Source organism: Agrobacterium sp. 5Ca50 (assembly GCF_055381905.1).
The window spans coordinates 321,356-339,595 of sequence record NZ_AP026440.1; the positions used below are offsets into that span (position 1 = coordinate 321,356).

The window sequence follows — 18,240 nt, forward strand, 5'->3', positions numbered from 1 at the left end:
GAACAAGCTTGAGCTGCAGGTTAAACACCAAGATTTGAGGAGTGGGTAGCTGCCCGTCACGCCAACTCAGCGAGCGTCGTATCCACCCACCGCACGAGCTCGCGTGCCGACAACACTCCAAGGAATCGCGCCAACTCGTGGCCGTGTTCGCCATACAATATGAGCATTGGCACAGACGCGACCTTCAATGCTTTCAACAGCTGTGAGTCGGCGGCCGCATTGACCTTAACGAATCGAACCCGGTCGCCAAGCGTTTCGGAGGCAGCTTCAACTGCTGGCCCCATTGTCGTGCATGGGGGACACCATGGCGCCCCGATGTAAAGCAATAGGGGAGTGGTATTGGAGCGGGTGAGGCGGTTGAATTCTGTTGCATCCAGTTCTTCCACCAGCCCGGCCCACGAGGGCAGAGTTACGTTCATCGACTTTACCCTTTCGCTGAGCTGCCGACCTCACATCGAGGTCGGCCAGCTGGTTACAACCTACATGGCCTCTACAAACGGCCCCACCTGCGCCTTTAGCGCCTGCTTGGGCATGGCGCCAACGATCTCTTTGACAACCTTACCATCAACGAACACTTTGAGGGTGGGGATAGACATTAAACCGAAACGTTGGGCCAAGTCGGGATGCTGATCGATATCAACCTTGATGACATGGAGCTTCCCTTCAAGCTCATCAGAAATCTCCTCCAGTGAAGGCGCGATGGCCCTGCAGGGCGGGCACCAGGGGGCCCAGAAGTCGACTAAGACCGGCGTCTTGCTCTGGATCACATCGGCATCAAAGTTTAAAGTGGTGGTGCTACGGGTAGCCATTTGTAACCTCATCTATGGGAGGGCGTCCTCCGCGGTTTCGATTGCACAGGTGAGTGCAAGACTTCACACCCAACCTAGTAGTAGGTAGATAGGATCGACGGTGATAGTTGTCAAGGGCGGTTTTTGATTTCGCAAAATTGACTGTCGTTCGCTTGGGACCGAAACAAATGCAGAAGGCCGGCGGAATGTCCGCCGGCCTTTTCACTCATTTGGCACAAAGATTACTGGCTCCCCAAGCTACGCAGCGCGACCGCTGCCTGCGTCGTACACCGGGTAATCGGTGTAGCCCTTGGCACCAATAACACCGTAGAAGGTGGACCGGTCAGGCTCTGCCAGCGGCCACCCGTTCCGCATCCGCTCCACAAGATCGGGATTGGAGATGAATGCTGTGCCGAATGCAATCAAGTCCAGTTCTCCTTTTGCCAGCTCGGTTTCGGCCAGATCTTTCGTGAAGCCGCCAGCGCCAATAAGGGTGCCTTGGTAGGTCTTACGGAACGAGGCGCCAAAGCCAGCTGGAGTACCAGCATCCGAAATGGTGGTCTGGTAGTTCAGGTGTACGAATGCCAGCGTCCGTTCGTTCAACGCTGCGGCCATGCTCGCCCACGCTTCCGCCTCTCCTTCAAAGGCTTCCATGTCGTAGATGCGGCCAAACGGCGAGATTCGCACGCCCACTTTTTCACCGCCGATAGCGTTGGCCAAGGCATCTATAGTCTCCAGCAGGAAGCGCTGGCGATTGTCAATGGAACCGCCGTACTGGTCGCTGCGGGTGTTGAGCTTGCTGCTCAGGAACTGATCGAACAGGAAGGCGTTGGCCGCCATTACTTCGACGCCGTCGAAGCCGGCATCCATCGCCCGACGTGCGGAGGCAACAAAGTCCTCAGTGACCCGCTGGACTTCCTCGGTGCTAAGGGCACGCGGCTTGCTTGGAAGGACCGGGCCTTCCTTGCCCGGTTCAGCCCAGGCGTAGACCATGGTGCTGGTCGCCGGCACTTCACCCGAAGACACTGGAGCGCCACTGCCGGGATGGATTGAGACGTGGGAGAGGCGGCCAACGTGCCAGAGCTGGGCAAAAATCTTGCCACCCTTCGCATGCACAGCGTCAGTGACCTTGCGCCAGCCCTCGGTCTGCTCGTCTGTGTACAGGCCTGGGGTGTACAGGTAGCCACGCCCCTCCTCCGAGACGGGCAAACCTTCGGTAATGATCAGACCGGCTGAAGCACGCTGAGCGTAGTAGAGTGCGGTCAGGTCGCTTGGAATGTTCTCCGGCGTCCGCGTCCGGGTCATCGGGGCCATGACAACGCGGTTGGCCAACGGCAGACCACCTAGGTCGTAGGAGGTGAAAAGCTTGCTCATGATGGTTCTCTTGTAAATTATCGCAGCGCCGATCAGGGGCTGCCGGGATGATGAATTTTAGGAGGGTCCGGCCTTAGTTTTCCAAGACTTCCAGTGTGGACACCACGCGGATAGCTTTCGAGAAGTTCGCTCGATTCACGGAAGTCTTCGTCACGACCTGGTGCAGTTCTTCCAGACGTTCAGGCGAGGCGTCTGCGCGCAGGCGCACCACATAACTCACTTCGTCGTAGCCAGGGTTTACGCTTTCATCGAGCCCAAGGAAGCCGCGCAGGTCGAGCTCGCCATCAGTCTCGATTTCTAGGCTATGCACCGTAATGCCCATGGCTGCAGCATTAACGACGTAGCCAACGGTCAGGCACGCGTTGAGGGCTGCCATAAGCAGTTCCTGCGGATTAGGTGCGGAATTCTGACCGAGCAGTTCGGTCGGCTCATCGGCCGCAATCTGGAAGTCGCGTTCGTACTTCACGCCGCTGAGGGAATAGTGGTTGACCGTAGCCACCGAGCGGGTCTGGCCATCCCACTTGGTCTTAACATTGAAGCGCGCGTTGCGCTTGGAAGCATCCTCTGCCACACCTTTTGCAAACTGCTGCAGGGCGGCAACATCGATACCATTGGGCTTGTTAGTCATTTCATAGTTCCTTTCGAAATGCGCTTTGCGCGCGAGGGATCCAACATCCGGCCATGGCGGTCGATTGATTGGGGGTGGCTAGGCGGCCGGAGCGGCCGGTTGATCAGTGGGTGCAGCCGTCGATGCCGCAGCTCTCGCCTTCGCTTGCGCCGCTCATGGCTTCGGGCATCTCGCGAGCGGCATCCAGGATGGCGCGCTCGAAAACGTGGGCCTCCTGGGCGCCGGAGACGTAGACCTTGCCGCTGAACAGAAACAAGGGAACGCCATTGGCTATGCGGTTTGCTTCCATTTCATCGCGTTCTATTTCCGCGAGGATGCGTGTCGAAGCAAAATCAAAGGAGGTATCGATGACGCCGGCTTCCTTGGCTAATGTCGCCAGCACGTCCTGATCGAAAATGTTGAGTCCGTCCGTGGTCGCAGCCTTGTAGACACGCTCGGCAACCAACTCGGCGACGACGGGTGACCTGATGCTTTTGATCAGAACGTGAGCGGCACTTGTGTCCCCAAAACGCATAGTGTCGAAGTTGTAGACCAAGCCTTCAATGAGGCCGGTGGTGCCGACCGCGGTCATCATCCGATTAGCTCCAGCTGCACCGCCCAGCTTCTGATGCAACGCAGTCTTGTAATCCATCGGCCTCAGTCCCTTGGCGAGGCGGTAGGCCTTGTTGGTCACTTCTACATGGACTTGGCCGGACAGCGAATTGACGGCCTTTTCGAAGCGCTTCTTTGCGATCCAGCACCAAGGGCAAACGAAGTCCGACCAGACTTCAACTTTTACTGTTTTCATAGCCTTCTCCATCAGCGCAACTGCGCATACCTATACCATTTAGTAGGTAGGTTAATTAGTCAAAAACGAGCAGCAGTCCGTTTTGCGGGGACGAACTGCAGGTGTGTTAGGCGTGCTCTACGATAAGGCGCACAACGTTCGGGGTCAGCGGATCTTCGTTCTTGATAGCCCAGTTGATAAAGCTCGAGCCTTCCAGGATGCTCAACAGAAGGAACGCCTTGTGCTTGGCACCACTACCTTTCGGAATTTCCTTAAGCTGTATACCCTGCTCCAAGGTTTTAGTGAGCCAACTCAACTGCATGTCGAAGAAACGCTGCGTCAATTGCTGCAAGCTAAGCGGCAATGCCGACATTTCAGCTGCGAGTGCGCCGCACAGTGGCAACAAGCCGCCATCGGCACTCGATCTGAAAATCTGGAGGAATGCCTCGAGACGACCGATCACATGCTCATGCTGTAACTCGATCCGGCCAAATTCGGTTCGAACGCGGTTAATGTACTCTTCGACTATCGTCGCGCCCAGATCTTCCTTGGTCGGAAAGTGATGGTGTATGCTCGCCTTGCGGATGCCCACCGCTTCGGACAAGTCTGCGTAGCTAAAAGCGGTATAACCGCGTGTACGCATCAGGTTTTCAGCGGTTTGAACCAAGGCCTCACGTGTGCTAACAGCCATATCTCTTCCTCGAGCTTTGGATAGCTTAGAATAAAACACTACCTACCACATGGTAGATTGTCAATACGAAGAAACACACCAAATTTCTGGCTCACTCGCCGAGTTCTTCGTAAGCTTCCAAAGCACGGGAAGAATAGACGTACGCAGCGCCAGCGTTGAGCGCGATGGCCGTACCAAGAGCAGCCGCGATTTCTTCCTTGGTCGCACCAGCCTTCTTGGCCGCAACAGCATGTGCCGCAATGCAACCGTCGCAACGCGTCGTAACCGCTACGGCAAGCGCAATAAGTTCATGCGTCTTGGCGTCCAGCACGCTGTTTTCGCGCGTAGCGGCTTCTAACTTGTGAAAGGCGCTCGCAACCGGTGCATTGGCCTTGTTTAGAATTCCCACTCGCTTGACCAAAGCTTTCAGTTCTTCTGTCCAATTTTTTTCCATTTTTTTCACTCACACCAATATCAACCAACTAGTTGGTAGACTAGTTAGCATTGTCTCGTTTTGTGGTCAAGTTGTCTTTTGAGAAGGGCAGACAGAAACGCAAACTCGACCGTAAGCGATGAGCGCTGTTCGTCGTACACGCATTGGCTATCTCAATAGCAGCGCGATGGATTATTCCCGCGGCGAAGCAGACCTCGATACCTCGGGTGAAGTTCTGATCTGCGCTGACATGGTCCTGCGCAAGCTTGGCGCAGGACAACCATGCCAATGTGCTCCACTACTTTAAGTGGCGTAAAAACGTTTAACTTGAACGTCTTGATCATCAACATCGCAAGTAACTGATTTGTTTCAAACCGATTCAACTTGAGGGTTTTCGGTCCTGGCGGACCGGAATGGGGAACTTGTTACTTATGAATACCATATATAATTTGAGCCACATTGGCACTCTCCCGCGTGCAAAACTCTTGAAGACATCAACAGCCCTGACATTGCTGGCCTGTGCATTTGGCGTGCTGTCGGCCGGTGCGGCCCTGTCTGCGGAACCGGATGGTTTTCAGGACTTGGGCATCCTCAATGGAGGATCATTTTCCAATGCTCAAGCTGTCAGCGCCGATGGCAAGATCGTGGTCGGTAATGCAGATGTTGGTGCTGCGGGCAATGATATTCGCGCCTTCCGTTGGACTGAAGCCACAAACACCATGACCAACCTTGGCACCCTGAATAACGGGATAAGGTCCTATGCTCAAGCTGTCAGTGCCGATGGCAAGGTCGTGGTCGGCTATGCCAATGATGGCAATGCTAGCAATAGGAACCGTGCTTTCCGCTGGACCGAAGCCTCAAACACCATGGTCAGCCTTGGTACTCTCAATAACGGCTTTTCCTCCTTTGCCAGAGGCGTTAGTGCCGATGGCAAGGTCGTGGTCGGTTTTGCCGCTGATGGCAGTGCCGGTAACGTTTACCGCGCCTTCCGCTGGACAGAAGACACTAACACCATGGTCAGCCTTGGGACTCTCAATAACGGCCATTCTTCCGAAGCCTACGGTATCAGTGCCGATGGCAAGGTGGTGGTCGGTAGCGCACATGACGGCAACGCCACCTACATGAGCGCGTTCCGCTGGACCGAAGCATCAAACACCATGGTTAGCCTTGGGGCCCTCAATAGCGGCACCGATTCCGTAGCCTTCGGTGTCAGTGTCAATGGCAAGGTCGTTGTCGGTCGCGCATTTGACGGCAACGCCTCCAACGCCACGCGCGCATTCCGCTGGACGGAAGACACCAACACCATGGTCAGCCTTGGAACCCTGAATAGCGGTGGGTATTCCGAAGCTAGTGGCGTCAATGCCGATGGATCGGTCGTGGTGGGTTCGTCGGAGGATGGCAGTGCTAGCAACGTGTACCGCGCTTTCCGCTGGACATCTGCGACCGGCATGATCTCGGTGGAAGACTGGTTGCGCAACAGTGGCGCAAGCATCACAAGTGATTTCACCAGAAGCGCAACGGGTGTTAGCGCCGATGGCAGTATCCTGGTCGGGACGACCGGAAACGACACCGCGTTTATCGCGCGTGTTTCCTCAACGGGCTCCGGCATCATCGACATGAACGAGTTTTACGCCTCGCTGGCCGCCAAACCATCTGCAAATGTCGGTATCAATTACGCGGGCACTGTTCTCAACGGTGCCATGGCGAACCGATGCGCAATCTGCTCGACGTTGGCCAGCAGTCGATCTGGGTGACGTCAGACATTGGTTATGACAATGGCTCCGCCAGCGATGGCGCATTTGGCCTTGCCGACTTCGGTTACGGCCTTGGCCTTGAAGGTGGCGCAACAGCCCGGTTTGCCTTTGGTGGTCTCTACACCGATCAGGATATCGATACCGGCGGCAACTTCATCAACAAGGGCTTTTATATTGCGCCGGAAGTGACGCTTCCGGTCGCTGGATATGTCTACGCCACGGTCGGCGCTTATTACGCACCGGGCAAATTCACGGTCACGCGCGGTTATCTCAATGGCGGCGTGATGGATTATTCGCATGGTGAAGCCGATCTTGATACCTGGGGTGCAAAGCTACGCTTCGATTGGCTGAATGCATTCTCAGCCAATGACTGGAACTTCACGCCATACACCAGCCTGACCTATGCCCATGCAAAGCTCGATGCTTACACAGAAACCGTCGGTGGCTTCCCGGCCAGTTTCAATTCAACCAGCGACCACAGCACGGTTGTTCGTACCGGTATCGATGGCGTTCACGCATTGAACGATAGCATTCGCCTGCTGGCACGCGCCGAAGCCGCCTATCGGTTTGAAAACGAAACCGCAGCCACCAGCGGCACCATCACCGGTCTTTCCGCTTTCAGTTTCGACGGGCAGGACACCAACCAGTTCTGGCTGCGCGGTGGTATGGGTGCGGAAGTCGATGTTGCTGGCGGCACAGCCTCTCTAAACGTCAGCGTCACCTCTGAGGGTGATGACCCAACCGTGTGGGTGCGCTCGGGCTGGAAGGTCAAGTTCTGATGTTACTACCGGTGCATTCGTCGCCGATACACAACTAAACCCTTCCGGCGAGATACCTTTCGGCGCAGCCGCTTACAACTCATTAGCGGCTTCAACCGTGAGCCTGCTACCGGTCAACACAGGAACGACAGTGCATTTGATTATCGACTGGTAGTGCGGACCGCGTTCAATGATGTCAGGAAAGTCATCTATGTCATCGAAGATATAATCGACATCAACCGGACCGTTGTTTGTCAGATATTCAATCGTGACGCGCCATTTCATTAACGACCTCACTGCGAATTAATGATCGGTTTTTTCGTATCTGTTCCGTCATAGCGCGATGAGTTCACGCCTCGGCCGACGCGATGGAACTCCAGACTCTCATTCAGATGTTGGCTTCGCAATATTGCCTTTGCGTCGTCACCCTTGATATCGGTATCAAACCATTCGTCATAGGCGGTGGGATTGAGTATGACTGGCATGCGATCATGGATTTCTGAAATCTTCTGCGTGGCCGGCGCTGTTATGATCGTGCAGCTCGTCACGTTGAGCTTGTCATTATGCGCCCAAAGGCCCGCGAACGAGAAACCTTGTGCCTCTGGCATCTGAAACAGCCATGGGTCTTTCTTGCCGTCCTCAGTGCTGGTCGTCCATTCGAAATATCCGTCTGCAGGAATGAGACAGCGTTTCGATTTGAACGGCTCCCGAAACGCACCTGACGTATCGACGGTTTCAATCCTGGCATTAAACATTGCCGCTTTCGGCAACTCTTTTGCGAAGAACGGCACCAGCCACCAGCGGCCATAATCGACCATCAAATGACCGTCGCTATCCTTGTGCGCGAAATGAACGCTCTGGGTGGGGGCGATGTTATAGCGTGGCGGCATGTTCGAGGGCGGCGGTCCTTTATCCAGAATGCTGTAGAGCGCGTGAATCTCGCTCCAGGTCATTTCGTTGGTAAAGCGACCGCACATAATGCCTCCCTATCTCGCTCTATGCCCGCTCAATATCGGTTTTCGTAAAGTCATCACCTTTGAACAGCAGCGGCAAACGATATTCCTTTGCCATCGCGTAAACGAAGCAATCGCCCATATTCAGCCGTGCAGGACTGGCGACAACCTTGCCATATTCTCTCGCCGCTGCGATCGACTTGACGTGGATCGACGCGTTCATGCTCATCTCTTTGACGTTGAGGGTTTCGAGCAAAGAGGCGACGTCGACCTGTGCGTCATCGATACACTGTTGGGGAATAGGCGACTGTGCGCCGACAGTTTTGGTTGCCTCGTTGCGAGCCAAGCTTATCACTGCCTCATAGACAGTCAGGGGTGAGCAGAAAATCTGACGTTTGCTGTCCTCCAACTTGGCGATGTAATATCCCGCGTCTTCTTCTTCGGCCAGAATAGCTACGATAGCGGATGCGTCCAGGTACATTAGATTTCCCACTGCTCATCTAAGAACGCCTTCATATCGAAAGGCTCTGATTTTGGATTAGGGCCAATTCGGCTGCGTACCCGATCCTGAATTTCCTTGATCCTCTCTCTCAAAGGAACCGTTTCCTTTGCGCGATCAAGTTCATGCTGAAGCGCTCGGCGCACAGCCTCGGTCTTGTTGGGGGCCTTCGTGATTTTCATGACCTCGACGGCCAGATCATTCACGCTGTCATCTTTAATATAGAGTTGGGCCATGCCAATTACTCCTGATTTGTATATACGGATATATAACACAGGATATCCGTATATACAATAATGGATTGCTAGAACAGGCGAATTTGCCCCGTTTTTTCAACGGCATAATCCTGCGTTGGTAGGTTGTTGGCTTTGACGGACGGAAGCGACACAGGCGCAGAAACCGACGAACAAAGCTCTTTCACCCTGTCGATCTGATCCCACAACCTGAACTTTGCATCCCATTGATCAAGGACATGCGCCGGGGTTTTCCATTCATCGCGAAACTCAAGTGAAAGCGTGTTGCCCTCAAGGATCACAGCCGGAATTTGGAGAAGGGCAAACTGAATATAGGCCATGTGAACAGCACGGCGATCAATATCAATTGCGGTCACATGTAAGCACTGCTGATAGTTATGGCCTGCGTCTTTCATGGCCTCGGTCAGCGCAATAACCATCGCTCCAGAACCGCAAGCCGGTTCCTGCGCGCGGATATAACCGCGGCCTTTCATGACGGCTGCAATATCGTCGCCTGATCCTAGGTTGATCTTCGCCATCATTTCGCAAATGGAGTAGGGCGTAAAAAACTGACCTCGGGCTGTGTTGTGCAACTCCAGCGCATGAAACACTTGCCCCAGGATATCCGTTGGCTTTTCTTCCAACGCCATCACGACCGCGCCAAGGATCTCGGGAAACACCTTTAATGTTGCCGGGTCATACCGGCGCACCACTTCCAGATATTGTTTCTCGCGCTCATCACGCTTAGGCAGATCGACGGCATTGCTCAACGAGATCGCCGCGCACTGGCACCAGTCAGAAAACACAGCATACAGATCGTGCTTGTACCGGCACTTTTCGAACAGCTTGACGATGGTGGACACATGAGAACTGGACATAGGAATACCCATAGGAAAACGCGCGACTGAACCTTTGAGCGTTCAGGCGAGATGGATTGTTATTGATGGCAGGACGTAGGAGGCGGGTTAGTAATCGCCGTCGTAATATTGTGGGCGCTTCTCCAGCTCCTGCGCGATGAACACGACCGCAAACAGGGGAAACTTGGCCCTCATGCGTCGTTCAAGGTTCTTGCGACGCACCCTTGCTCTCGCTTCCTTGCTCCAGCGCCGAATAGGCCGCTGCGTCACCAGTTCCCACGTCACGGCATAACCACAACCCGGCGACCACAGATCGAGGATTTCTTGAGGGCACTTTTCACCCCGCGTCACGACAACCGCGTGCAAAACGCGTGGTCCCGGTGGCTGTGTATGGGGGTTTCTCCAGGCCAACGAGTAGCGGACCATTTCTGGTGCTGGACTAGATTTCATAGGTACGATCGCCATTGGGCAGATCACAAGCGATGTCGATGTGCATGTTCTTGACCTCAAAATCGGTATACCGATCCGTAGCCACTTCGCCGCGACCCTAAAATCAGGGTGGCTGAAGACATCCTGCTCACCCTGATATCCGGCATGTTCGACCACGACATATTTCAAAGAAGGCTCAGGGCTCACGAAACACTCCTATTTTCCCGGTTGGCGCTCCCTCTCAAATTTGATTGGGAATAGGTATGTATTCCCGGGCAAAGGGGGGAGGGTGAAGCCAGCCCACTGGCGGATTGGTCCGGCGTCACAGGGGTCATGGAGGCAACAAAAAACGGAAGGTTCGGCCGAAGGGTGAAAGCCTTTTTTTGACGGAGTGACAGCGCGCAGCGCGCTTGCCCCATGATCGCCGAAACACTCCGAATGCAGGGGGGAAACCAGGCAAACAGGAGAATGTGCGCCGCAGTCGCGATACATCGCGTGCGGGCACGCCCTACTTTCTTCAGTCGTGCCGACTGACCACTCTAAGTCATGTAATGACACGGCCTTGGATCAACCGCCTTGGCGTGATCCAAGAAGGACAATGTAGAGTATCGGAGAAATCAGCAAAGCGGCCGCCCTTCAGGCGGGATTTCGGGAATTCTCGACACGCCAGGGCCGGAAAAGCGTCGCCGCAGGAGCCTCAACATAGTGGCCGCGCAGCGGGAGGCGGGACCGACTACGCCCGGATCATGGCGTGCAACTTGAACAAGGGTTCCGCACTCACGAAACTTTCCAGCCAAGCAGTCAATCTGTTGATATCGTCAGATTGCGCCACTCGCTCATGCGAAGTCTCCTGAGCACAGAACTTAAAGCGCTCTTTGGCGTCCGTTTTGTTACGCGCGCTCTGTGCAACTGGCTCAAGAGGGAGACAATGCTATGGTTGATCAGCAGGTAATCAACCGGTGGCGCCTCGCGCCAAGGCTCAACGCCTTCACGGAGTTTTTCGAACGGACTGCGAGCGGTCTGGAAGGTGCGCCCGATTTCGGGGCGCCGCTACACGACCCGGCTCTTCTGTCTCGTGATGTCGACTGCCTGAGCTTTGCCGACACACATCGGCGATTATGGGGAAAATTCGAGAACCACTATTTTGCCAGTATTCCCTATCGCCTTGAAGAGGAATGTCGACTTGGAGCTGCGATATTCCGTTTCTGCCTGAAGTCCTGGGCCAAGAGCAACCGACCGGCAACTTTCTATACACTTGGAGCCGGTGCTGGCAGTCTGACACGCTCGCTGGCCAAACTTGGTGATGGACGGGTCAAGACGCTCAATTGCAGCCCGACAGATGGTAATCGTGTGTGTTTTTTTGAAAAACGTGGCAGTCATCACGCGCATTTCTTCCACGGGCCGTTCTTCGAACTGACCAGCGAGCGCTATGCGGCAGATAAACGTCTCACACACTTCCGTGAGGGATACGACGTATTGCTCGAAGATACCACTTTCCAGATGTATGGCTCCGACCGGATCAATCAAAATCAATTTGTCGCGCAAACAATTAAACCGGATGGTCTTCTGATCCAGGTCCAGAAACTGTTGCACCGGGACGCAGCGACCTATGTGGAGCGTGAACGTCAGAAAGACGATCACTTCAAGTCACGGTTCTTTTCCGATAAGCAAATCGCCGAAAAAAAACGGGATGTTTTGAACAAGATGATTGATTTTCAGGTTGATCAGGCGACTTCAGTCTCGGCCCTGAAACCCTACTTTCGCTACAGCGTCATCACCTGGAACAGCGGAAATTTCTACACGATTGTTTCATCCAATGCCCGGACCTCGATCACAGATTTCATATCTTCTCTGGTGAAGCCTGCCATTCCGGCGCGTATAATTACGAGCAGCTTCCCATGGTCATCGTCGAAGACGTCGATGACCCGCTTCCCGAGGAGTTGTTGTGGCGTAGTGCAGTGTCAGCTGCGGCTTCGATGATAAACTAACCGGTCGATGGGAGGCGTCGCACATGGCAGTCAAGGGTGGACGAAGTGACGATGCTCTCGTGTCCGCGTCTCAGGTCAGGCGCGCCTTAACATTACTGATGCCTGAACTTTCTGATTTCTGGACGCGACCGCTGATCGACTACGCGCATGCGGTTTACGGTGAAATTGAACGTGGAGGCTGCGCTGTTCGCAACGATGCGATGGGACGTTTACAGCAACTTGTTGCTTGTGTCGCGCTTCAGTCGGGAGCCGACCATGAGCAGGCAAATGATGCCGCAAAACAAATAGCGGAACTGCCAGTCATTCAAAGCGGACCACACTGCTTCCTGATGATTGATCCAGACGCATTTTACACGCACCTATTCAGCGCGCTTGGCTTAAGCTCCCACAGGCGGCGATGGCACATATATTTTGGCTGCTCGACCGTTAAATTTATCGAAAGAGGACGTAAAGGGCCGGGCTTTCTTGCTACAGGTGCCGGAACAGCCAATATTTTCGGCCTTTCACGCAAACGAATGGGATCGACCAACCTGTGCGCAACGGGAAACTCTTTCAGCTTCAGGTTCGAATGCAACGATCCCGTTGCCGAAACTGGCGCCGCAGCCTTGCTGAAAGACGCCCTGCCGAGTGCGGCATTTCCAACGGCGGCAGATGCAATAATCGCTGGCAACAAGGCTCTTTGGCAGCAGACGTTCCCGCCTTTGCTGCAGCTTGTTCAGTTTGATGACAGGGATGTCGGGGATCTCGTGGCGGAACATTTTGAAGATCACGATTCCTGGTTGTCCAGACGTTTCATCAGGCAGGGCAACGTTGCAGAGAAACTGTTGCACGCAATCGAACATCTGAACAATGGCCCATGGGCAGGATGGGTCAGGCGCACGACTGACTTTTTCTGGGGACTTGGCCAAGGACGGATTTTTCCGCTGCGGCTGGATGGTAATGTACTTGTCAGTGTTAATGGATCGGGCTTCAGCGTTCCCTTCGATCCACAACACGTCGCTCAAGCTCTGCGGGAGCGGCGACTGGTGCCCAACCTGCTGATGATGGCAATCGTGACATCGATACTTCCGGGTGTCCGCCTGCTCGGCGGCAGCAGACAGGTCATTTACCTTCCGCTGATGCGCCAACTCTTCACCAAGGCGCTAGATCCGGATCATGATCATGCTCTTTTGACGGCGATCAGAGGCGATCGACAGGCGAGCATGTGGGGGCACCGGGTGCTTAAACCTCTTCACGCCGACCCGCTGTGCGAAACGGAAAAGTCCAGACATGGTCTGGCCATTGCCGCGGCCTATGGACAACAACCACTTGAGTTGACTGCGGGCGATCTATCGTTCTTCACAGGGGATCCATTCTGGGCTCACTTGTGCGACGAGCTATCGCGGGAACGATAGCGGCTACGCCAGATCCTTGGAGCGGTACCTAGACCAAAAGCCGAGAGGTGACCCATGCCAAAGGATAGTTGGATGATCCGAAAGGTATCGTTGCAAGACCTTGATGCATTTAGGCAGATCCGGCTTGAGGCGCTCCAGCGTGCCCCTCATTCGTTCGCGAGTACCTATGATGAATGGAGCGCTTTTGAGGATGTTGAATGGCGGAAAAGAATGGATATCGCGATATTCGTAGCCTTCGCTCAGGGCGTGCCTGTTGGCCTTATGGGCTTGAAACGATCACAACCAGCCAAGATGCGTCATCGCGCTACGCTTGTCATGGTTTATGTGCGGCAATCCTTGCGGGGATCAGGTCTTGCGTCCGCCCTGTTGCAAGCGGTCGAGGCTTACGCTCAAACAGAGGATATCTCGCAGATCGAGCTGGTGCTCCGCGAGGATAACGAACCGGCACGGCGCTTTTATCGTAAAAGAGGTTTTGCGGAGGTCGGTGTTATCCCGGATGGTTTTCGAGAAGATGATAATAGATTTGATGAGATCCTGATGACCAGATCGCTTGAGCAAGCGCAATAATGGATGTCGATGGCCATAAGACGCCGTAGGTGGCAGATGTCGCTCCCAAGAGCTTCACTTTGTGTCAAACTGCGCGCAGTTGTGATTTTGAAGAACACCGCTAGCCACGATCTGGGCTCGAAGCGGCCCGGTAGTTTGTCGGCGTATCACCGAAGGCGCGACGAAACTCACGAGAAAAATGTGCGGTGTCGGCAAAGCCGGTAATGTTCGCTATCTCCATGACAGAGAGCGAGCCGCCTGAAAGAAGGTATCGCCCGTAGTTCAACCGCATGTTCCGAAACGTTTGTCCGATCGTCTGCCCCAAATTGGCGCGGAATAATCTTTCCAGCTGGCGGCTTGAGATCGCGCAATAGCGTGCTATTGCGGGGCCGTTGGGCGGTTGATCGAGCTGTTGCTCCATGAAGTAGAGCGCTTTGCGCACACGGCTATCCGTTCCATCGGGTGGCATCTGGAAAAAGTGCGCTTGCGGGACACTGGCCGGGCGCATCGATGTGAGCATCATGTGTCGCATCACCTGCTGGGCCCGTTCACGACCACAATGTCGAACGATAAGATAAAGGGCGAGGTCGATTGCAGCAGTAGAGCCTGCGCAAGTTATTACGTCGCCTTCGTCTGCGAAAATTCGGTCGAGCGATATCTGCGCACGCGGGAAGCGGCTCTTAAACGCTTCAAGAACGTTCCAGTGAATACAGTAGCGACGTGACGCGACCAATCCCGCCCGTGCCAGAGCGAAACTCCCCGTACAGATACCGAGCAGTCCGACACCTTGTGCACGGGCAGAACGGATAAAACTCATCAAGGCAGGGGCAGGTCTGTCATCATCAAAACTGTTACCGCCACAGACAGCAACATAATCGAACCCTGCTGCATCGCGTGGGATCGGCAAAGTGGCAATTGCCACGCCACAACTGGCATGGACTGCACCACCGGCCAGTGAATAGACCTCCCAGCCGACGCGGATCTGTCGGCTTTTGGCGGCATCATCAGCTGCGAGTCTCAGAGCGTCAATGAAACCGGAAAACGCTGCCAGCGTGAATTTGTTCTGCAAAATGAACGCTATGCGCAGTTCGAAACTGTTTTCCTGAACTTTCATCATGGCTGATCCAACTCATCAATTCGTCGGTTATGTTCAATCATGTGTCCGGATTATTCAACAGGTATGTTGACGTCTTTGCTATGGTCGTGGCTGGACAACGATCCCAAGCGCACAACGCGTTACCCCAGAGACGGAGCTATCAGATGAAGAAGAGCATTTTTCTCGGCACGGTCGCCAGCATCGCATTCATTTCGCAGGTTGGAGTTGCGCAGACGGCGCCGCAGTCGATTACGGTTGCCTATTACGGTGGCAACTGGGGAGAGGCTTTCGATGCCTGTGTTGCGAAACCTTTCACCACGGCAACCGGGATCCAGGTCATCGCGGAGATTGGAAACTCGACCACGACACTGTCCAAACTCCAACAGCAGACGGGCGACACGGTTATTGATGTTGCTTACATGGATGGTGGCGTCAGCGAGATCGCAGAGGCAGCAGGGGTTCTAGCACCAATCGATCTGGCCAAGCTTGCCAATGCCGGTGCACTTCAACCCGAGGCAGCGTACAAGAACGGTGATCATGTCTTTGCCGTCAGCGCCGGCTATTACTCACTAGGACTGATCTACAATACTTCCGAGGTGACTGAGGCACCCCAAAGCTGGGAAGAGTTGTGGAATCCAGCCTATGCGGGCGCGGTGGCCATACCCTCGCCTAACAATTCTGCCGGCGTACCGTTCGTAATTTTCCTGGCTGGTGCCTTCGGTGACGCGACCGAAACACTCGATGCGACCTTCTCGAAGCTTAAATCGTTGGACTCGGGACTTCTCTACGATACGTCAGGCGCAGCATCGAACGCTTTTCAGAGCAATGAGGTCGTCATCGGCGCTCATTTCAATGTCGGTGCATGGGATCTGATCGACGCCGGCTTGCCGATCGGCTTCACCGTTCCCAGCGAAGGGGTGTGGGCGACTGATGCACGAATGCATATCGTCAAGGGTACAAAGAATGAAGAGGCTGCGCAGAAGTTCATCGACACGGCTCTGACAAGCGAAGCCGCAACCTGCCTGGCGGAGAAACTCTATCTTGGTCCGGCCATTACAGGTGTGACGCTGTCTGATGATGTCGAGCGCAAGCTGCCATGGGGCACCGGCGGATCGATCAAGAACCTGCGGCTTTTCGATTGGACTGAAGTCAATGCCAAGCGACCTGCCATCACTGATCGCTGGAACCGCGAAATAGCGAACTGATCCAATGACGCTGCTCGCAATTACAGACATCACCAAGTCCTTTGGTCATCATCGTGCGCTCGATCACGTGTCGCTGGACGTGACCCAGGGCGAGTTCATCTCTTTGCTTGGGCCATCGGGTTGTGGAAAGACGACGCTTTTGCGGATCATCGGAGGTTTCATGTCCGCAAACGGCGGGCGTGTCATGATTGACGGAGAAGACGTGACGGGGCTTGCGCCTGAACGGCGACCACTAAACACGGTTTTCCAGAACTACGCACTGTTTCCTCACATGACGGTTTTACAAAACGTTGCCTATGGCCCGCGACGTGCCGGCTCGTCGCGCAAGGAGGCGGAAGTCCGCGCGCTGGAAGCTCTTGATATGGTCGGGCTCGCGGCAATGGCGCCCCGCAGCCCGCGCGCGATGTCTGGAGGACAACAACAGCGTGTGGCGCTCGCACGTGCCATCGTCAACAAACCCAAACTGTTGCTTCTGGACGAGCCATTGTCAGCGCTGGATCTGCAGCTTCGCAAACGCATGCAGATCGAGTTGAAACAGTTGCAGGTCCAGTTGGGTATCACGTTTATCTTCGTGACCCATGATCAGGACGAAGCCATGGCGATGTCAGATCGTATCGCTGTGATGTCGTCAGGCAGTATCGAGCAGATCGACACACCTGAGACAATATATCGCCAGCCAAAGACACGCTTCGTGGCTGATTTTATCGGTGAAGCCACCGTTCTGCCCATGAGTTCCAACGGCCGCTCATTTGCCGAGGGACAGTCAGAGGGCATTCTTCGCCCGGAAAATCTACGTGTATTCCGGCACCTGGACGATGTGCCGGCCGGCTGGCTGTCACTGCCCGGGCGTGTCACAGCGACCACCTATGTTGGCGGCACGTCCAACATTTACATGCAGTCGGGTGCACGCACACTGCACGCCCGCCAATACCGTGCGTTACCGGACGGCGTTACCGAAGGCGCCGAGGTTATCGCGGCTTTCGATCCCTCAGACCTTCATACTCTGGAGGGCTAGGGCGATGTTTACCTCTCGCCTGACCCTTTGTTGGCTGCTGGCACTGCCGGTCTGTGTGTTCACGGCATTTTTCCTGATGCCACTCGGCGTGGTACTCGTTGCCTCACTGACCGCTCCGGATGGCCAGTTCGGTTTTGCCCAATATGGCCGGATCCTTATGGATGGCTACCATTGGCAGGTGATTGGCGTCACCTTCCGGCTCGCTATACTGTCGACATTGATCTGCGCAATCCTCGGCTACCCGCTTGCGTGGTACCTCGTGCGTATCGTCAAGTGGCGCAGTTGGCGCCGGGCCTGTGTGATCCTGCTGATCCTTCCACTTTTTACCTCAAACATTGTCCGGTCGTTCGGCTGGATGGTTCTTCTGGGGCGTACAGGTCTCGTGAACGACGCGTTAATGGGCGCCGGTTTGATTGATCGTCCGATCCGTTTCCTAGGAACGGAAACGGGTATCCTGATCGGACTGGTCTATATTTTGCTGCCGTTCATGGTTTTGACGATCGGAAACGCACTGGCGAGGGTCGAGCCTGCATTGGAACACGCATCGCGCGATCTGGGTGCAGGTCCCGTGCGAACGTTCTTCAGTGTGACATTCCCGCTCACGATGCACGGCGTCATGGCTGGAGGGATCATCGTCTTTTCAATGGCAATAAGTGCCTATGTCACACCGGCGCTTCTGTCTGGAGGAAAGGTGACTGTCCTGGCGATGCTGGCTTTCCAGCAGTATTCGACGGTTTTTGACTTCAATTATGGTGGCGCGCTGTCGATCACGCTCCTGACTTTCACCATGGCCCTTATCGGCTTTTCGTCATGGCTGGCGCGTTACGGCGCGCGTGACGTGAAAGGAAACTGAC

General features: G+C 54.9%; 22 protein-coding genes and 1 pseudogene. 9 read left to right on the forward strand and 14 right to left on the reverse strand.

Annotated features, from left to right (window positions below; translation table 11 throughout):
* Window positions 1–56: 56 nt before the first annotated feature.
* The 7 genes from ACZ5FM_RS23680 to ACZ5FM_RS23710 all read right to left on the reverse strand — a co-directional run bounded on the left by ACZ5FM_RS23680 (window position 57) and on the right by ACZ5FM_RS23710 (window position 4,680).
* Window positions 57–419, reverse strand: a complete 363-nt coding sequence (locus ACZ5FM_RS23680) for a thioredoxin family protein (RefSeq protein WP_464041426.1) — start codon at window positions 417–419, stop codon at window positions 57–59.
* A gap of 60 nt (window positions 420–479) precedes the next feature.
* Entirely contained in the window at window positions 480–809 is a 330-nt protein-coding gene (gene trxA, locus ACZ5FM_RS23685) for a thioredoxin (protein ID WP_464041427.1), read from the reverse strand.
* Window positions 810–1,046: 237 nt separating this feature from the next.
* Complete coding sequence (locus tag ACZ5FM_RS23690) at window positions 1,047–2,162, reverse strand: alkene reductase (RefSeq protein WP_464041428.1); 1,116 nt, start codon at window positions 2,160–2,162, stop codon at window positions 1,047–1,049.
* 73 nt (window positions 2,163–2,235) lie between these two features.
* The gene (locus ACZ5FM_RS23695; RefSeq protein ID WP_464041429.1) at window positions 2,236–2,790 is read right to left on the reverse strand and encodes an OsmC family protein; all 555 of its coding nucleotides are present in this window, start codon (window positions 2,788–2,790) and stop codon (window positions 2,236–2,238) included.
* A 103-nt stretch (window positions 2,791–2,893) separates the two neighbouring features.
* Window positions 2,894–3,577 carry a DsbA family oxidoreductase gene (locus tag ACZ5FM_RS23700; protein WP_464041430.1) on the reverse strand — a complete coding sequence of 228 codons (684 nt, stop codon included), beginning with the start codon at window positions 3,575–3,577 and terminating at the stop codon, window positions 2,894–2,896.
* A 106-nt stretch (window positions 3,578–3,683) separates the two neighbouring features.
* A complete protein-coding gene (locus ACZ5FM_RS23705; RefSeq protein ID WP_464041431.1) occupies window positions 3,684–4,247 on the reverse strand; it encodes a TetR/AcrR family transcriptional regulator in 564 nt (187 codons plus the stop codon).
* A 91-nt stretch (window positions 4,248–4,338) separates the two neighbouring features.
* The gene (locus ACZ5FM_RS23710) at window positions 4,339–4,680 is read right to left on the reverse strand and encodes a carboxymuconolactone decarboxylase family protein (RefSeq protein ID WP_464041432.1); all 342 of its coding nucleotides are present in this window, start codon (window positions 4,678–4,680) and stop codon (window positions 4,339–4,341) included.
* 118 nt (window positions 4,681–4,798) lie between these two features.
* On the opposite strand from ACZ5FM_RS23710, the gene ACZ5FM_RS23715 reads away from it, so the two are divergent.
* From ACZ5FM_RS23715 to ACZ5FM_RS23725, 3 genes are all read left to right on the forward strand, one after another.
* Window positions 4,799–4,966, forward strand: a complete 168-nt coding sequence (locus ACZ5FM_RS23715) for a hypothetical protein (RefSeq protein WP_464041433.1) — start codon at window positions 4,799–4,801, stop codon at window positions 4,964–4,966.
* 124 nt (window positions 4,967–5,090) lie between these two features.
* Window positions 5,091–6,413: a hypothetical protein gene (locus ACZ5FM_RS23720; protein ID WP_464041434.1), complete on the forward strand. Its 1,323-nt coding sequence runs from the start codon at window positions 5,091–5,093 to the stop codon at window positions 6,411–6,413.
* Entirely contained in the window at window positions 6,371–7,192 is an 822-nt protein-coding gene (locus tag ACZ5FM_RS23725) for an autotransporter outer membrane beta-barrel domain-containing protein (RefSeq protein WP_464041435.1), read from the forward strand. Before ACZ5FM_RS23720 ends, ACZ5FM_RS23725 begins: the two co-directional genes overlap by 43 nt.
* Before the next feature lie 72 nt (window positions 7,193–7,264).
* Here ACZ5FM_RS23725 and ACZ5FM_RS23730 read toward each other — a convergent pair whose 3' ends face one another.
* The 6 genes from ACZ5FM_RS23730 to ACZ5FM_RS23755 all read right to left on the reverse strand — a co-directional run bounded on the left by ACZ5FM_RS23730 (window position 7,265) and on the right by ACZ5FM_RS23755 (window position 10,163).
* The gene (locus tag ACZ5FM_RS23730; RefSeq protein ID WP_464041436.1) at window positions 7,265–7,456 is read right to left on the reverse strand and encodes a hypothetical protein; all 192 of its coding nucleotides are present in this window, start codon (window positions 7,454–7,456) and stop codon (window positions 7,265–7,267) included.
* An 8-nt stretch (window positions 7,457–7,464) separates the two neighbouring features.
* On the reverse strand, window positions 7,465–8,148 hold the full coding sequence (locus tag ACZ5FM_RS23735) for an SOS response-associated peptidase (protein WP_464041437.1): 684 nt from the start codon (window positions 8,146–8,148) through the stop codon (window positions 7,465–7,467).
* A gap of 19 nt (window positions 8,149–8,167) precedes the next feature.
* Window positions 8,168–8,605, reverse strand: coding sequence for a type II toxin-antitoxin system VapC family toxin (locus tag ACZ5FM_RS23740; protein ID WP_464041438.1), 438 nt, complete (start codon window positions 8,603–8,605; stop codon window positions 8,168–8,170).
* A complete protein-coding gene (locus ACZ5FM_RS23745) occupies window positions 8,605–8,859 on the reverse strand; it encodes a type II toxin-antitoxin system VapB family antitoxin (RefSeq protein WP_464041408.1) in 255 nt (84 codons plus the stop codon). The genes ACZ5FM_RS23740 and ACZ5FM_RS23745 overlap by 1 nt, the downstream gene beginning before the upstream one ends.
* A gap of 68 nt (window positions 8,860–8,927) precedes the next feature.
* Window positions 8,928–9,734 carry an N-6 DNA methylase gene (locus ACZ5FM_RS23750; protein ID WP_464041439.1) on the reverse strand — a complete coding sequence of 269 codons (807 nt, stop codon included), beginning with the start codon at window positions 9,732–9,734 and terminating at the stop codon, window positions 8,928–8,930.
* Window positions 9,735–9,821: 87 nt separating this feature from the next.
* On the reverse strand, window positions 9,822–10,163 hold the full coding sequence (locus ACZ5FM_RS23755; RefSeq protein ID WP_464041440.1) for a hypothetical protein: 342 nt from the start codon (window positions 10,161–10,163) through the stop codon (window positions 9,822–9,824).
* A 912-nt stretch (window positions 10,164–11,075) separates the two neighbouring features.
* Between ACZ5FM_RS23755 and ACZ5FM_RS23760 the strand changes: the two are divergent.
* From ACZ5FM_RS23760 to ACZ5FM_RS23770, 3 genes and pseudogenes are all read left to right on the forward strand, one after another.
* Window positions 11,076–12,130, forward strand: a pseudogene (locus ACZ5FM_RS23760) (class I SAM-dependent methyltransferase).
* A gap of 98 nt (window positions 12,131–12,228) precedes the next feature.
* A complete protein-coding gene (locus ACZ5FM_RS23765) occupies window positions 12,229–13,524 on the forward strand; it encodes a hypothetical protein (protein ID WP_464041441.1) in 1,296 nt (431 codons plus the stop codon).
* A gap of 72 nt (window positions 13,525–13,596) precedes the next feature.
* Window positions 13,597–14,091, forward strand: a complete 495-nt coding sequence (locus ACZ5FM_RS23770) for an N-acetyltransferase family protein (protein WP_464041442.1) — start codon at window positions 13,597–13,599, stop codon at window positions 14,089–14,091.
* 100 nt (window positions 14,092–14,191) lie between these two features.
* Here ACZ5FM_RS23770 and ACZ5FM_RS23775 read toward each other — a convergent pair whose 3' ends face one another.
* Window positions 14,192–15,187, reverse strand: a complete 996-nt coding sequence (locus ACZ5FM_RS23775; protein WP_464041443.1) for a GlxA family transcriptional regulator — start codon at window positions 15,185–15,187, stop codon at window positions 14,192–14,194.
* Window positions 15,188–15,330: 143 nt separating this feature from the next.
* On the opposite strand from ACZ5FM_RS23775, the gene ACZ5FM_RS23780 reads away from it, so the two are divergent.
* From ACZ5FM_RS23780 to ACZ5FM_RS23790, 3 genes are read left to right on the forward strand one after another with little or no spacing between them, the layout of a single operon-like run.
* Window positions 15,331–16,371 carry an ABC transporter substrate-binding protein gene (locus tag ACZ5FM_RS23780; protein WP_464041444.1) on the forward strand — a complete coding sequence of 347 codons (1,041 nt, stop codon included), beginning with the start codon at window positions 15,331–15,333 and terminating at the stop codon, window positions 16,369–16,371.
* A 4-nt stretch (window positions 16,372–16,375) separates the two neighbouring features.
* The gene (locus ACZ5FM_RS23785; protein WP_464041445.1) at window positions 16,376–17,386 is read left to right on the forward strand and encodes an ABC transporter ATP-binding protein; all 1,011 of its coding nucleotides are present in this window, start codon (window positions 16,376–16,378) and stop codon (window positions 17,384–17,386) included.
* Window positions 17,387–17,390: 4 nt separating this feature from the next.
* Window positions 17,391–18,239 (forward strand): ABC transporter permease, encoded by an 849-nt coding sequence (locus tag ACZ5FM_RS23790; protein ID WP_250984749.1) that lies wholly within the window; start codon window positions 17,391–17,393, stop codon window positions 18,237–18,239.
* Window position 18,240 lies beyond the last annotated feature (1 nt).